13 protein-coding genes are annotated in these 14,304 nt (G+C 71.3%); 4 read left to right on the top strand and 9 right to left on the bottom strand.

Annotated features, from left to right (window positions below):
• Positions 1-38: 38 nt before the first annotated feature.
• Together BFF78_RS17930 and BFF78_RS17925 are read left to right on the top strand one after the other, a co-directional pair.
• Entirely contained in the window at positions 39-1,055 is a 1,017-nt protein-coding gene (locus BFF78_RS17930; RefSeq protein WP_069779281.1) for an ABC transporter ATP-binding protein, read from the top strand.
• Positions 1,042-1,923, top strand: a complete 882-nt coding sequence (locus tag BFF78_RS17925) for an ABC transporter permease (protein ID WP_069779280.1) — start codon at positions 1,042-1,044, stop codon at positions 1,921-1,923. The genes BFF78_RS17930 and BFF78_RS17925 overlap by 14 nt, the downstream gene beginning before the upstream one ends.
• Before the next feature lie 7 nt (positions 1,924-1,930).
• Here BFF78_RS17925 and BFF78_RS17920 read toward each other — a convergent pair whose 3' ends face one another.
• On the bottom strand, positions 1,931-2,518 hold the full coding sequence (locus BFF78_RS17920) for a flavodoxin family protein (protein ID WP_069779279.1): 588 nt from the start codon (positions 2,516-2,518) through the stop codon (positions 1,931-1,933).
• Positions 2,519-2,726: 208 nt separating this feature from the next.
• Here BFF78_RS17920 and BFF78_RS17915 point away from each other — a divergent pair, with 208 nt between their 5' ends.
• Positions 2,727-3,839: a hypothetical protein gene (locus BFF78_RS17915; RefSeq protein WP_193433483.1), complete on the top strand. Its 1,113-nt coding sequence runs from the start codon at positions 2,727-2,729 to the stop codon at positions 3,837-3,839.
• Between the two features lie 95 nt (positions 3,840-3,934).
• Here BFF78_RS17915 and BFF78_RS17910 read toward each other — a convergent pair whose 3' ends face one another.
• From BFF78_RS17910 to BFF78_RS17900, 3 genes are all read right to left on the bottom strand, one after another.
• Positions 3,935-4,402: a VOC family protein gene (locus BFF78_RS17910; protein ID WP_069779278.1), complete on the bottom strand. Its 468-nt coding sequence runs from the start codon at positions 4,400-4,402 to the stop codon at positions 3,935-3,937.
• A gap of 108 nt (positions 4,403-4,510) precedes the next feature.
• The gene (gene rarD, locus BFF78_RS17905; protein WP_069779277.1) at positions 4,511-5,461 is read right to left on the bottom strand and encodes an EamA family transporter RarD; all 951 of its coding nucleotides are present in this window, start codon (positions 5,459-5,461) and stop codon (positions 4,511-4,513) included.
• A gap of 113 nt (positions 5,462-5,574) precedes the next feature.
• The gene (locus BFF78_RS17900; protein ID WP_069779276.1) at positions 5,575-6,429 is read right to left on the bottom strand and encodes an SDR family oxidoreductase; all 855 of its coding nucleotides are present in this window, start codon (positions 6,427-6,429) and stop codon (positions 5,575-5,577) included.
• A 93-nt stretch (positions 6,430-6,522) separates the two neighbouring features.
• Between BFF78_RS17900 and BFF78_RS17895 the strand changes: the two genes are divergently transcribed.
• Complete coding sequence (locus BFF78_RS17895) at positions 6,523-6,912, top strand: winged helix-turn-helix transcriptional regulator (RefSeq protein WP_069779275.1); 390 nt, start codon at positions 6,523-6,525, stop codon at positions 6,910-6,912.
• Positions 6,913-6,928: 16 nt separating this feature from the next.
• Here BFF78_RS17895 and BFF78_RS17890 read toward each other — a convergent pair whose 3' ends face one another.
• The 5 genes from BFF78_RS17890 to BFF78_RS17870 form a co-directional block, all read right to left on the bottom strand.
• Positions 6,929-7,990: a 2-oxoacid:ferredoxin oxidoreductase subunit beta gene (locus BFF78_RS17890; protein ID WP_069779274.1), complete on the bottom strand. Its 1,062-nt coding sequence runs from the start codon at positions 7,988-7,990 to the stop codon at positions 6,929-6,931.
• Positions 7,983-9,911, bottom strand: a complete 1,929-nt coding sequence (locus BFF78_RS17885) for a 2-oxoacid:acceptor oxidoreductase subunit alpha (protein WP_069779273.1) — start codon at positions 9,909-9,911, stop codon at positions 7,983-7,985. Before BFF78_RS17885 ends, BFF78_RS17890 begins: the two co-directional genes overlap by 8 nt.
• A gap of 373 nt (positions 9,912-10,284) precedes the next feature.
• Positions 10,285-10,944: a response regulator transcription factor gene (locus BFF78_RS17880; RefSeq protein WP_335755388.1), complete on the bottom strand. Its 660-nt coding sequence runs from the start codon at positions 10,942-10,944 to the stop codon at positions 10,285-10,287.
• A gap of 369 nt (positions 10,945-11,313) precedes the next feature.
• Positions 11,314-12,657, bottom strand: coding sequence for a sensor histidine kinase (locus BFF78_RS17875; RefSeq protein ID WP_069783642.1), 1,344 nt, complete (start codon positions 12,655-12,657; stop codon positions 11,314-11,316).
• Between the two features lie 309 nt (positions 12,658-12,966).
• Positions 12,967-14,148, bottom strand: a complete 1,182-nt coding sequence (locus BFF78_RS17870; protein WP_069779272.1) for a sensor histidine kinase — start codon at positions 14,146-14,148, stop codon at positions 12,967-12,969.
• Positions 14,149-14,304 lie beyond the last annotated feature (156 nt).

The following is a 14,304-nucleotide window of genomic DNA, read 5'->3' as shown; positions in this document are numbered from 1 at the left end:
TCACCCTTCACAGGGAGTGCGAATCGAGGGGGGAGCCGATGGACGGACCGTCCGCCACGGAGCGGGACGTGGGGGCCACGGGGGAGGCCGGGGATGCTGAGCGGCGTGCCCAGGGCGGGGCGGAGGCGAGTGTCATCGTCACCCGTGCTCTCACCAAGCGCTACCGCGGCGGACAGCTCGCCGTCGACGGCCTCGACCTGACCGTCCCGGCGGGCAGCGTCTTCGGCTTCCTCGGTCCGAACGGCTCGGGCAAGACCACAACCATCCGCATGCTGATGGGCCTGATCGAGCCGACGGCGGGCACCGCCCGCGTGCTGGGCCGCCCGATGCCCCGGGCGGCCCGTGCCGTCCTGCCGCAGGTCGGCGCGCTCATCGAGGGCCCGGCCCTGTACGGCTTCCTCTCCGGCCGGGACAACCTGCTGCGCTACGACGCCGCCGACCCGACCGCCGACCCCCGCACCCGGCGTGTCCGCGTAGCCGCCGCACTGGACCGGGTGGGCCTCACGGCGGCAGCGGGCAAGAAGGCGAGGGCTTACTCGCTCGGGATGAAACAGCGCCTGGGCCTGGCCGCCGCGCTGCTCCAGCCGCGCCGGTTGCTCGTCCTGGACGAGCCCACCAACGGCCTCGACCCGCAGGGCATGCGCGAGATCCGCGCCCTGATCCGGGAACTGGCCGCCGACGGCACGACCGTCTTCCTCTCCTCCCACCTCCTCGACGAGATCGAGCAGGTCTGCACCCACGCGGCGGTCATGGCGCGGGGCCGGCTCGTCACCCAGGGCGCGGTGGCCGACCTGGCCGCCGGGGCGCGCGGCCGGCTGGCGGTGACCACCCCGGATCCGGCCGAGGCGGCCCGGGTGCTGAAGGAACAGGGCGTCGGGGACGTCACCGCCGACGGCGACCGGGTCACCGGTGAACCGCCCGCGCGGGACCTCGCCGAGGTGAACGCGGCCCTGGTCGCGGCGGGGGTCCGGGTCCGCGGCTTCACACTCGAACGGGCCTCGCTGGAGGACGCGTTCGTGGCACTGACGGGGGAGGGCTTCGATGTCGCGGGCTGAGACGGTCCCGGGATCGGCCCTGCGCCGGCCGAGCCCCCTGTGGACGTTCGGGCTGCTGCGCAGCGAACTGGTCACGACCGTCCGCCGCTGGCGCACGCTCGCCCTGCTCGGGGTGCTGGCCGCGGTGCCGGTGCTGGTCGGGATCGCGGTGAAGATCCAGACGCGGGGCGGCGGGACGGCGGACCACAGCGGCCAGGGCCCGGCGTTCATCACACAGATCACCAACAACGGCCTGTTCCTGGTGTTCACCTCGCTGGCCGCGACTCTGCCGTTCTTCCTGCCGATGGCCGTCGGAGTCGTCGCGGGCGACGCGATAGCGGGCGAGGCGGGCGCGGGCACCCTGCGCTATCTGCTGGTCGCGCCGGCCGGCCGCACCAGGCTGCTGCTCACCAAGTACACGACGGTGATGGCCTTCTGCGTGCTCGCCACCCTGGTCGTGGCCGTCTCGGCGCTGGCCGTGGGCGCGCTGCTCTTCCCGCTGGGCGACCTCACGACCATATCCGGCACCCGGATCAGCTTCGCCGAAGGTCTCGGCCGGGCTCTGCTGATCGCCCTGGTGGTCGCCGTCTCACTGGTCGGCGTGGCGGCCCTCGGCCTGTTCGTGTCGACCCTCACCAACAGCGGCATCGCGGCGATGGCGACCACCGTCGGCCTGCTCATCACCGTCCAGATCCTGGACCAGATACCCCAGTTGCACGCGCTCCAGCCGTACTTCTTCTCGCACTACTGGCTGTCCTTCGCCGACCTGATGCGCGACCCCGTCTACTGGGACGACCTGGTGAAGAACCTCGGCCTCCAGGCGCTGTACGCGGCCGTGTTCGGCTCGGCGGCCTGGGCGCGGTTCACGGCGAAGGACATCAGCGCATAGGGACGCCTCAGGCGCTCTGGTACGGGAAGCGGGCGAGGGGCGCCTCCTGGGTGAAGAACGACTTCGCGCGCGCCAGCGCGTCGGTGTCCTTCAGTACGTCACCGGGCGCGGTGCCGTTGCCGAACAGCACCCCGCCGAAGCGCATCCCCATGTAGGCGGCGGAGTTGTTGAGCGTGCCGGCATAAGGGTCGGCGACAGAGGTCTCGTCGTGCGCCAGCGCGGCGATGCCCCAGAGCGTACGGCCGGCCAGGGTCGCCTTGAAGTCGACGCCGGGGGTGCGCAGCCAGCCCGACCAGTGGTCCAGGTAGCGCTTGGTGAGGCCGGACACCGAGTACCAGTACAGCGGCGAGGCGATCACGATGTCGGTGGCCGCGAGCGTGGCGTCCAGCAGCAGACCGGTGGCGCTGTCGGCCGGCGGCCGTATGTGCTCGCTGTCGTGCCGCAGGTCCACGAAGTCGGGCAGCGGGTGCTCGGCCAGGCGGATCCAGTGCTGTTCGACGTCACCGGGCAGTTGCTCGGCCGCCGCGCGGGCCAGCAGCTCGGTGTTGCCCTCGGCGCGAGCGCTGCCCAGGACGAAGAGGAAACGACGGCTCATGGGTCCCCCAGGGGCGGTGCTGTCAGTGCAGTGGTTAAAGGCGTATGCATTATATGCACACGCAAGCACCGGGGGCCAGGATGTTCTCAGAGTAGGGCTGGTGCGAGGCTGTGACGCTGCGGTGACGCGGAAGCCGAAGGGAACCGACACACTGGTCGGCAGGACGCGTACGACCGGATCGCGACGCCGGGGGAGCGAGGAAAAACCGATGTCTCGACTCAGCTTCGAGAAGAAGCGGGCGCAGCAGCCCGCGGCGCATCCGGCGGTGGTAGCCGTCCGGGTGTTCGGCGCGGGAGGCGCGTCGGTGGGCGGGGCGTCGGTGGTGGCGGCGCCCGGCGAGGACATCCAGCAGGCCGTCCTCAACCACCTCCAGCGCCTGGCCATCAGCATCGGCGCCCCCATACGCGCCACGATCCACGACGACCGCGCGGGCTGCGTGGTTCCCCTGGAGGTCTCGGCGGACGGCTCCAGCCGGGTGACGGGGACGGCGGTACGGGTGGCTCCGCGTGAGGGTGTGCCTTCGCGTGAGGGTGCGCAGGCCGTGCCCCCGGTGAGGCGGCCGGAGCCGGTGCCGGCCGGGACGGTCCAGGCGCCGACGGGACAGTTCGGCCCCCCGCCGGTCATGTCGGCCGGTCAGGCGCCGGCGCCCGTCATCGAAGTCACGGAGCCCGAGCCCATCCCCGTCGCCTCCGTCCCCAAGGCGTCCGCTCCCAAGGCCTCCGTGCTCACGGCCATGCTGGAAGGCGAGCCCGACCTCACGGCCTCCGCAGCCGGCCCCACACCCACCCCCGCCCGAGGCTTCGACGCCGTCGCCGAGGAGGTGCTCGGGGACGGGCCCGTGACCGAGACGGCGGAGGGGGCCGAGTTGCTCACCGAGCCGATGGCGCGGATCAACGAGGCCGTGCGGGCCGGCCGTATCGAGGCGGCGGCCGAACTCACCGACCGTACGGTCACCGAGGCGACCACCGTGCTGGGCCCCGGCCACGCCGAGGTGCTGCACCTGCGCGAACTGTCCGCCTACATCGCCTACTTGGGAGGCGAGCCGGTCCGCGCCTTCCGGCAGTCCCTGGACCTGGCGCGGCTGCGCCGGCAGGCGCGGGACGCGGAGGCCGCGTACGGCAACGTGCGCAGCGCGGCGACCGCGTGGCGGGCGGTGCGCGATCCGGAGGAGGGTCTGCGGCTGGGCCGCGACCTGATCGAGCTGTGGACGGACCTCACCCAGGAGCCGGGCCCCGCAGCCGACGACCCCGGCCCGCTGGAGTCGGCCCGCGCCCGCATGGTCCGCCTCTCCGACCGGGCGGCCCGCGCGGCACAGGCCTGACGGCGGAGCGGTCCGTACGCCGGCCCCGTACGGACCGCCGTACCACCTGGCACGGCGCCGTACGACCCGGCAGAGCGCCGTACGACCCGGCGGGGTCAGTGCACGCAGAACTCGTTGCCCTCCGGGTCCGCCATCACCACCCACTCGCCCGAGGGCTGTTTCACCTCGTTCAGGACGCGTGCGCCCAGCGCCTGAAGCCGTGTCACCTCGTCCGCGCGCAGGCCCTCGCCGGGGTGCAGGTCGAGGTGGAGCCGGTTCTTCCCGGTCTTCGGCTCCGGCACGCGCTGGAACAGCAGCCGCCGCCCGAGCCCCGTGCCGGTCTCCGGGTCGTACGGGTCGTCGGGGTGGCGTACGGCGACCAGGTCACGGAAGGCGGGCCTGCCGTGGTACTCGACCGTGGCCGCGCCGGGCAGCGCGCCGAGGGACAGCAGCCGTTCGATCAGGGCGCTGTTGTCCTCGGCCGTGTAGTGCAGCGCGGCGGCCCAGAAGTCGGCCTGGGCGTGCGGGTCGGCCGCGTCGATGACGAGCTTCCAGTGCAGCGGGGCGGGCGTCCGTGTCGACATGGTCGTCAGTTATAGCGCGCGGCAACGACAACGGCCGGACACGCAGCCGACCGCGGCAGCCGCACAAACCGCTGCACAAACCGCCGTACCACTGCCATGCAACAGCCGTCAGGCCTCCACCGCCGCGGACTCGGCCCGTTCGGCGCGCGCCACCACCAGCGATCCCCGCGCCCGCCTCGCCGAGCGCAGCGCGTCGCCCGTGAGCAGCACCAGCGCCAGCCAGACCAGGGCGAAGCCGGCCCAGCGCTCGGCCGGCATGGCCTCGTGGAAGTACAGGACGCCGAGCAGGAACTGGAAGACGGGCGCCAGGTACTGCAGCAGGCCCAGCGTGGACAGCGGCACCCGGATCGCCGCCGCGCCGAAGCAGACCAGCGGCAGCGCGGTGACGACACCGGTGGAGGCGAGGAGGGCGGCGTGCCCGGAGCCGTCGTTCAGGAAGCTCGCGTCGCCGTGCGCGACGAGCCACAGCAGATAGCCGAGGGCGGGCAGGAACTGGATCGCGGTCTCGGCGGCCAGCGACTCGAAGCCGCCGAGGCCGACCTTCTTCTTGACCAGGCCGTAGGTGGCGAAGGAGAAGGCGAGGACGAGCGAGATCCACGGCGGTCGGCCGTAGCCGACGGTCAGCACGATGACGGCGGCGAAACCGGTCGCGACCGCCGCCCACTGCACGGGCCGCAGGCGCTCCTTCAGCAGCAGCACGCCCATCGCGATGGTCACCAGCGGGTTGATGAAGTACCCGAGGGAGGACTCGACCACATGGCCGGAGTTCACGGCCCAGATGTAGACGCCCCAGTTCACGGTGATGACGGCGGCGGCCACCGCGACGAGCCCGAGCCGGCGCGGCTGGCGCAGCAACTCTCCGGCCCAGGCCCAGCGCCGTACGAAGAGCAGGGCGACGGCGACGACGACGAGGGACCACACCATGCGGTGGGCGAGGATCTCCACCGCCCCGGCGGGCTTCAGCAGGGGCCAGAACAGGGGCACCAGCCCCCACATGCCGTATGCGGCGAAGCCGTTCAGCAGGCCTATCCGGTGCTCACCCTTGGACTCCCCGGCCACAGCCCCTCCCTCTCCCGTAGGACACGCGAGAAAGAAGGTAGCGCCGGGCACCCCCGGCTGTCATGGCCGTATCGCCATACGGTCATGACAGCCGGGATCGGTAAAGGGGTGGCTCAGCCCTTGAGCGCGGCGGTGACCGCCTCCGCCAGCGGCGTCGTCGGACGGCCGATCAGGCGGGACAGGTCCCCGGAGGAGATCACCAGTTCGCCCTTCTCGATCGAGGCGTCCACGCCCGCCAGGATCCCGGCCAGCGGGCCGGGCAGCCCCGCGCTGGTCAGGATGCCGGTGAGGGCCTCGACCCCGACCGCGTTGTAGGTGATCTTCCGGCCGGTCTGGCGGCTCAGCTCGGCCGCGTACTCGGCGAAGCTCCACGCCTCGTCGCCGCCCAGTTCGTACGTCGTGTTCTCGTGGCCCTCACCGGTCAGCACCGCGACCGCGGCGGCGGCGTAGTCGGCGCGGGCGGCCGAGGAAACGCGGCCCTCGCCGGCGGCCGCCACGACCGCGTCGTGCTCCAGCACCGGGGCCAGGTTCTCGGTGTAGTTCTCGTGGTACCAGCCGTTGCGCAGCAGGGTGTACGGCAGGCCGGAGGCGAGCAGCACCTCCTCCGTCGCCCGGTGGTCGTCCGCCAGTGCGGCCGTGAGGTCGCCCGGGGCGCTGGTGTACGCGAGCAGCGCCACGCCGGCCGCCTTCGCGGCGTCGATGACGACCTTGTGCTGCTGCACCCGGCCCTTGTCGAACTCGTTGCCGGAGATCAGCAGGACCCTGTCACCGGCGGCGAACAGGCCGTCGAAGGTCTCGGGCGCGTTGTAGTCGGCGACGGCAAGCCCGACCCCGCGGGCCGCGAAGTCGGCGGCCTTCTGCTCGTCGCGCACGACGGCGGTGATCCGCTCCGCCGGAACCTTCTCCAGCAGCTGCTCCACTACGTGCCGGCCGAGGTGTCCGGTGGCTCCGGTGACGACGATGCTCATGATGTGCGATCTCCTTCTCGGGTGCGTTCTACTGCTCACCGTAGAAGGGGCGCTAACTGAAAGAAAGTACCCACTTTGAAGTAAGGTACGGTCATGTCGGTAAGTGAGTGGAAGGGCGACGGCGAGGCCATGTGCCCCCAGCGCCTGGTCCTGGAGCATGTCACCAGCCGTTGGGGGGTGCTGGTGCTGATCCAGCTCCTCGACCGTCCGTACCGCTTCAGCGAACTGCGCCGCGCGATCGGCCGCGTCAGCGAGAAGATGCTCACGCAGACCCTCCAGACGCTGGAGCGCGACGGTCTCGTCCACCGGGACGCCAAGCCCGTCATCCCGCCGCGCGTCGACTACTCGTTGACCGGGCTGGGCCGCGAGGCGGCCGAGCAGGTGCGGGGGCTGGCGCAGTGGACCGCACGGCGCATGGACGACGTGCTCAGCGCCCGGCGGGCATACGACGAGGCCCGGGATATCCAGTCCCGGGCCTCGTAGCCGAGCGAAGGCGGCGTCAGCCGACGACCGTCCAGGTGTCCCCGCCCGCGAGCAGGGCGGCCAGGTCGCCCTTGCCCTTCTGCTCGATCGCCGTGTCCAGCTGGTCGGCCATGGCCGTGTCGTAGACCGGCCGGTCGACATCGCGGAAGACACCGATCGGGGTGTGGTGCAGGGTGTCGGGGTCGGCGAGCCGGGAGAGCGCGAAGGCGGTGGTCGGGGACGCGGCATGCGCGTCGTGGACCAGGATGTCCGCCTCGTTCTCCGGCGTCACCGTGACCACCTCCAGGTCACCCGTCTGGCGGTTGCGTACGACCCCGCGCGCGCCGTCGGTGCCGAAATGGATCGGCTGCCCGTGCTCCAGGCGGATCAGCGTGTCCTCGGCCTGCTGCTTGTCCTTCAGGGCGTCGAAGGCGCCGTCGTTGAAGATGTTGCAGTTCTGGTAGATCTCGATCAGCGCCGTGCCCGGATGGTCGGCGGCCGCGCGCAGCACCTCCGTCAGATGCTTGCGGTCGGAGTCGATGGTGCGCGCGACGAAGGACGCCTCCGCGCCGATCGCCAGCGACACCGGGTTGAACGGCGCGTCCAGCGAGCCCATCGGCGTCGACTTGGTGATCTTGCCGAGCTCGGAGGTCGGGGAGTACTGGCCCTTGGTCAGGCCGTAGATCCGGTTGTTGAACAGCAGGATCTTCAGGTTCACATTGCGGCGCAGGGCGTGGATCAGATGGTTGCCGCCGATGGACAGCGCGTCGCCGTCACCGGTGACCACCCACACCGACAGGTCCCGCCTGCTCGTGGCCAGGCCGGTGGCGATCGCCGGGGCGCGGCCGTGGATGGAGTGCATCCCGTAGGTGTTCATGTAGTACGGGAAGCGGGAGGAGCAGCCGATGCCGGAGACGAAGACGATGTTCTCCTTGGCCAGCCCCAGCTCCGGCATGAAGCCCTGGACGGCGGCGAGGATCGCGTAGTCACCGCAGCCGGGGCACCAGCGCACCTCCTGGTCCGTCTTGAAGTCCTTCATCGACTGCTTGGCCTCGGCCTTGGGGACCAGTTGCAGCAGCCCGTTGGTGGCGTCAGTCATCGATGGCCTCCTTCAGCGCCGCGGCGAGCTGTTCCGCCTTGAACGGCATGCCGTTGACCTGGTTGTAGGAGTGGGCGTCGACCAGGTACTTCGCCCGGATCAGGGTGGCGAGCTGCCCGAGGTTCATTTCGGGGACGACCACCTTGTCGTACTGCTTCAGCACGTGTCCGAGGTTGCGCGGGAAGGGGTTGAGGTGGCGCAGATGGGCCTGCGCGATCGAATCGCCGGCGCGGCGCAGCCGCCGTACCGCCGCCGTGATCGGGCCGTACGTCGAGCCCCAGCCCAGCACCAGCGTCTTCGCGCCGTGCGGGTCGTCGACCTCGATGTCCGGGACCTCGATCCCGTCGATCTTGGCCTGCCGGGTACGGACCATGAAGTCGTGGTTGGCGGGGTCGTAGGAGATGTTGCCCGTGCCGTCCTGCTTCTCGATGCCGCCGATGCGGTGCTCCAGACCCGGTGTGCCCGGAACCGCCCACGGCCGGGTGAGGGTCTTGGGGTCCCGCTTGTACGGCCAGAAGACCTCGGTGCCGTCCTTGAGCGTGTGGTTCGGGGCGGAGGCGAACTGCACGCGCAGGTCGGGCAGCTCGTCCAGGTCCGGGATCCGCCACGGCTCCGAGCCGTTGGCCAGATAGCCGTCCGAGAGCAGCATCACCGGCGTGCGGTACGTCAGCGCGATCCGGGCCGCCTCAAGAGCGGCGTCGAAGCAGTCGGCCGGGGTCCGCGGCGCGACGATCGGCACCGGCGCCTCGCCGTTGCGGCCGAACATCGCCTGCAGCAGGTCCGCCTGCTCGGTCTTGGTCGGCAGACCCGTGGACGGGCCGCCGCGCTGGATGTCGACGACCAGCAGCGGCAGCTCCAGGGAGACCGCGAGGCCGATCGTCTCGCTCTTCAGGGCGATACCGGGACCGGACGTCGTCGTCACCGCGAGCGAGCCGCCGAACGCCGCGCCCAGAGCGGCGCCGATGCCCGCGATCTCGTCCTCCGCCTGGAAGGTCCGCACACCGAAGTTCTTGTGCCTGCTCAGCTCGTGCAGGATGTCCGAGGCCGGCGTGATCGGGTACGAGCCCAGGAACAGCGGCAGGTCCGCCTGCTGGGAGGCGGTGATCAGGCCGTAGGCCAGCGCGAGGTTGCCTGAGATGTTGCGGTAGGTGCCCACGGGGAAGGCCTTGGTGGCCGGGGCGACCTCGTAGGAGACCGCGAAGTCCTCCGTGGTCTCGCCGAAGTTCCAGCCTGCCCGGAACGCGACGATGTTCGCCGCCATGATCTCCGGCTTCTTCGCGAACTTCGACTTCAGGAACTTCTCGGTGCCCTCGGTGGGCCGGTGGTACATCCACGACAGCAGACCCAGCGCGAACATGTTCTTGCTGCGCTCGGCCTCCTTGCGGGAGAGGTCGAACTCCTTCAGTGCCTCCACCGTGAGGGTGGTCAGCGGCACCGGGTGCAGGTTGTAGCCGTCCAGCGAGCCGTCCTCCAGCGGGGAGGCGGCATAGCCGACCTTCTGCAGGGCGCGCTTGCTGAACTCGTCCGTGTTGACGATGATCTCGGCGCCGCGCGGCAGATCGCCGATGTTCGCCTTCAGCGCCGCCGGGTTCATCGCGACCAGCACGTTCGGCGCGTCGCCCGGGGTGAGGATGTCGTGGTCGGCGAAGTGGAGCTGGAAGCTGGAGACGCCGGGCAGGGTGCCGGCGGGAGCGCGGATCTCGGCGGGGAAGTTCGGGAGAGTGGAGAGGTCGTTGCCGAAGGAGGCGGTCTCCGAGGTGAACCGGTCACCCGTGAGCTGCATGCCGTCACCCGAGTCCCCCGCGAACCGGATGATCACCCGGTCCAGGCGCCGCACGTCCTTCGTGCCGCCCGGTTTGCGCTGCTCTCCCACGACGGTTCCGTCGGTCTGCTCCGCTGGGCTACTGACCTGGCTGGTCACTGAACTGGACCTCCTTCGAGGCGGCTGTCCGGGGCGTGGCCTTGCCACGGACCATCCCTGGATCAACCCTACGTCGGTGAGGGTCGCCTTCCCGAGGCGATCCGCAGATTGGACGGCATTTCGAGTCGGCCCGTAGCGCTTCCGAGTCTGCCTCCAGCGCTCTCGAGCCGGCCTGGAGCGTTCTCACGTCATGTACAGCGCTGACGCGTCCGACTTGCTTCCCGGTTCCTTCCGGTTCCTTCGAATCTTCCGGTTCCTTCGGGTCCTTCTGGTTCCTCCGGTCCCTCCGGTTCCTCCCGGTTTCATCCTCCGGGTACCCGTCCTCCCGCGGCAGCCGGACGGTCTGCGACCTTGCTGGCACAGTGTCCGCCGGTCAGGAGTTCAGATAGGTCAGTACGGCCAGAACACGCCGGTGGTCCCCGTCGCTCGGAGCCAGTCCGAGCTTCAGGAAGATGTTGCTGACGTGCTTCTCCACGGCCCCGTCGCTCACCACCAGTTGCCGGGCGATCGCCGAGTTCGTACGCCCCTCCGCCATCAGCCCGAGCACCTCGCCCTCGCGCGGGGTCAGCCCCGCCAGCACATCCTGCTTGCGGCTGCGGCCGAGCAACTGCGCGACCACCTCCGGGTCCAGCGCCGTACCGCCCCCGGCCACCCGCACCACCGCGTCCACGAACTCGCGCACCTCGGCGACCCGGTCCTTGAGCAGATAGCCCACGCCCCGGCTTGACCCCGCCAGCAGTTCGGTGGCGTAACGCTCCTCCACGTACTGCGACAGCACCAGCACCCCGAGCCCCGGGTACGCCTTCCGCAGCCGTACGGCCGCCCGTACGCCCTCGTCGGTGTGCGTCGGCGGCATCCGTACGTCCGCCACCACCACGTCGGGCAGCGCACCCTCGGCATCCAGCTCGGCGACCGTCTTCACCAGCGCCTCCGCGTCCCCGACGCCGGCCACGACATCGTGCCCGCGGTCGGTCAGCAGCCGGGTCAGGCCCTCCCTGAGCAGCACTGAGTCCTCGGCGATGACCACCCGCACCCTGTCCTCCACGATCTTCCGGCCCCCCAAGCCCGATCCCGCTCTCCGCCGGCGCTCGTCCGTACGAAGGTCCAGCATGTCCAGCATGACGAAGGTCCAGCATTCCAGCATTTGGGGCGGGCCGCTGGTGGGGTGGCCGATTCGCGCCGGGGGAGGGGCTTCTGGGCGTGTGTGGGGGGAGCGGGTAGCGGAGGTGCCGCGCCTTGCGGACGCGGCGGAACCCCCGTGTCGCAGGACCCGTGCCGTCCGCGCACAACCGCCCCGCGCGTCTCGCCGCCGGGACATTCCCCGTCGGCGACGACGTTCCGCGTCACTCTGCTGGAGCACTGATCGCCCCGCCGGCCGTCATGCGCGGGCGGGTGCCCGGCCTCAGGTGCGCCAGGGCAGTTCCGCGATCACCCGGGTCGGGCCGCCGGCCGGGGAGTCCACCACGAGGACGCCGTCCACCGCGTCCAGGCGTCCGGCGAGGCCGGCCAGCCCCGAGCCGCGGGAGACGTCCGCGCCGCCCACACCGTCGTCGGCCACCTGCAGCATCAGCCGGTTCTCCGTGCGCCAGACGTCCACCGACGCCGACCGGGCCCGGCTGTGCTTGCTGATGTTCTGCAGCAGTTCGGAGACCGTGAAGTAGGCGATGCCCTCGATGGCCGGCGCCGGGCGGGCCGGCAGATCGACCTCGACCCGCACCGGCACCGTGCAGCGGGAGGCGACCGAGGACAGCGCCGCGTCCAGACCCCGGTCGCTCAGCACGGCCGGATGGATGCCGCGGGCGAGGTCGCGCAGTTCCTGCAGCGCCGTCTTCACCTCGCCGTGCGCCTCCTCCACCATCTGCGCCGCCGACCGCGGGTCCTCCCGGAGCTTCTCCTTGGCCAGCCCCAGATCCATGGCCAGGCTGACCAGCCGGGCCTGTGCCCCGTCGTGCAGGTCCCGCTCGATGCGCCGCAGGTCGGCGGCGGCCGTGTCGACCACGACCCCGCGGTCCGACTCCAGCTCCACCACCCGCGCCGACAGCGGCGACGGCCCGAGCAGCCCCCGGACCAGCAGCCCGTCAACGGTCGTCAGGGCCCGTACGATCCACGGCGTGGCCAGCGTGAACAGCAGCCCGACCAGCGCGGTCACGGTGATCTCGAAGGGGTTGTCGAGGTAGACGCTGTGGTGCTCGTCGCCGTACAGCTGGAGCCCGCCCTGGCCGCCGTACATCGGGAAGACCCAGAACCACAGCGGGTACGTCAGCAGTGTCCAGCCGACCGTCCACAGGGTCACCGTCACCGTGAAGGTGAACACCGCCCACGGGAACTGCAGCAGCGCGTACAGCATGTTCCGCCAGGAGGTGCCGCTCTTGAGCACCGCGCCCATCCAGGCCAGTGCGCCCGGCTTGCTCATCCGCAGCGGCTCCGGCTCGGCCACGTCCAGCCGCAGCAGCCCGCGCGCCCGCGCCCGCTCCAGCGCGCCGAAACCGCGGCAGCCGGCGAGCGCCGCCGCGAGCACCGGGATGCCGAGGAAGGTCACCAGCAGGCCCGCGCCGAGCGACACCATGGTCACCGTCCAGGTGAACAGGACGATGGAGAGCGGCAGGCTCAGCAGGACATAGCCGAACTCGCGTCGGCTGCGCGCCTCGAACGGCGCCCGCAGCGCGGCGGGCAGCCGATGGCCGGTGCCGGCGGACCGTCCGTCCTCCCGCCCGTACCCGTACCCCTGTCCGTACTCCGTGGCCATCGATCCCGTCCTGTTCTCCTCGTCGCGGCGGCGCATCAGCCGTGTCTCCAGAGTCGTGCGCCGGGGCTTTCCGGGCCATGGAGTCCGTCGGCGTCTTGGACCGGGGGTTTTCCCCACCCCTTGCCATCGGCGGTCGGGCCGTTCTCCCCGTGCGGTTGGCTTCTTGTGCGGTCGGCTGTGGGCGCCGCTGTGCGCGAGCGCCGTGGGGGGTTGTGCTTGTGGGGCGGCCGCGGGGCGTCGTGGTTGCTCGCGCAGTTCCCCGCGCCCCCAGGGGATTGCAGCCGCCGTACGCGTACGCGGAGCCCTCGGCTACTGCGTCCGGTCACGCCACGGCAGCTCCGCCGTGACCACCGTCGGGCCGCCGGGCGGTGAGTCGAGGACGAACAGGCCGTCCACCGCGCCCAGCCGCTCGGCCAGGCCCCGCATGCCGGTGCCGCCCTCCAGCCGGGCGCCGCCGCGGCCGTCGTCGCGGACCTGGATGAGCAACCGGTTCTCCGTGCGCCAGACGTCCACCGACGCCGACCGGGCCCCGCTGTGCTTGCTGATGTTCTGCAGCAGCTCCGAGACCGTGAAGTAGGCGATGCCCTCGATGGCCGGGGCCGGGCGGTCCGGCAGGTCCGCGGTCACCTTCACCGGCACGGTGCAGCGGGTGGCGACCGAGGACAGGGCCGCGTCCAGGCCCCGGTCGGTGAGCACGGCCGGATGAATGCCGCGGGCGAGGTCGCGCAGCTCCTGGAGGGCCAGCTTCACCTCGCCGTGCGCCTCGTCCACCATCGCCGCCGCCGAGTCGGGATCCTCCAGCAGCTTCTCCTTGGCCAGACCGAGCCCCATGGCCAGGTTGACCAGCCGGGCCTGTGCCCCGTCGTGCAGGTCGCGCTCGATGCGCCGCAGGTCGGCGGCGGCCGTGTCGACCACGATCCCGCGGTCCGACTCCAGCTCGGCGATACGGCGTTCCAGCTCGTCCGAGGGCGACAGCAGCCCGCGCACCATGAACCGGTCCACGTTGGTGAACCCCCGCGCCAGGTACGGCAGCACCGGCCACAGCACGAACAGCGAGGTCAGCACCGTACAGAAGGTGAGAATGCCCCAGGGCAGCCGGATGGCGTCGTACAGCAGCGTCCGCCAGCCCACCGGGTCCTTCAGCGCCATCCACAGCCGCTGCATCAGCCCGCCGCCCTTCGCGAGCGGCAGCGGCGTGGGCTCCTCGACCCGCACCCCGAGCAGCCACCGGGCGCGGGCCCGTTCCAGCTTCCCCAGCTGCCGGGCGCCCAGCAGACTGAGCGCCAGCAACGGAAGGCCGACCACGGTGATCGTCAGGGACCCGCCGACCGAGAGCACGGTGATCGCGTAGACGAAGCCGAACACCGCCACCGGCAGGTTCAGCAGGAGATACGCGATCTCCTTCCAGGTGTGCGCCTCGTACACGGGCCGGATCGGGGGCAGCCGGTCGGTGCCGTCGGCCCGGCCCGGAGCGGAGCTGGTAGCGGTCATACCGGTCAGCCTGCCGTGCGCCGCGCCCTTCGCGCCATGCGGTACGCCGCCCTCCGCCGACGGGGGAAAACCCCACCCCGCGCACCTCACCTGTCTCACGCCGTGACGGGCTGCTTACCGGTTCTTTATCAGGGCCTAGACTTCCGATGCGTACAG

It is taken from the genome of Streptomyces fodineus (assembly GCF_001735805.1).
Taxonomy (GTDB): domain Bacteria; phylum Actinomycetota; class Actinomycetes; order Streptomycetales; family Streptomycetaceae; genus Streptomyces; species Streptomyces fodineus.
The sequence above is the reverse complement of the archived record's forward strand: the minus strand, read 5'-3'. Positions and strand labels throughout refer to the sequence as shown.

Coding starts and splice junctions, on each gene's coding strand:
- BFF78_RS17925 (WP_069779280.1), top strand. CDS start 1,042: ATGTCGCGGGCTGAGACGGTCCCGGGATCGGCCCTGCGCCGGCCGAGC.
- BFF78_RS17910 (WP_069779278.1), bottom strand. CDS start 4,402: ATGTCGACACGGACGCCCGCCCCGCTGCACTGGAAGCTCGTCATCGAC.
- BFF78_RS17920 (WP_069779279.1), bottom strand. CDS start 2,518: ATGAGCCGTCGTTTCCTCTTCGTCCTGGGCAGCGCTCGCGCCGAGGGC.
- BFF78_RS17870 (WP_069779272.1), bottom strand. CDS start 14,148: ATGACCGCTACCAGCTCCGCTCCGGGCCGGGCCGACGGCACCGACCGG.
- BFF78_RS17930 (WP_069779281.1), top strand. CDS start 39: ATGGACGGACCGTCCGCCACGGAGCGGGACGTGGGGGCCACGGGGGAG.
- BFF78_RS17900 (WP_069779276.1), bottom strand. CDS start 6,429: ATGAGCATCGTCGTCACCGGAGCCACCGGACACCTCGGCCGGCACGTA.
- BFF78_RS17875 (WP_069783642.1), bottom strand. CDS start 12,657: ATGGCCACGGAGTACGGACAGGGGTACGGGTACGGGCGGGAGGACGGA.
- BFF78_RS17915 (WP_193433483.1), top strand. CDS start 2,727: ATGTCTCGACTCAGCTTCGAGAAGAAGCGGGCGCAGCAGCCCGCGGCG.
- BFF78_RS17890 (WP_069779274.1), bottom strand. CDS start 7,990: ATGACTGACGCCACCAACGGGCTGCTGCAACTGGTCCCCAAGGCCGAG.
- BFF78_RS17895 (WP_069779275.1), top strand. CDS start 6,523: ATGTCGGTAAGTGAGTGGAAGGGCGACGGCGAGGCCATGTGCCCCCAG.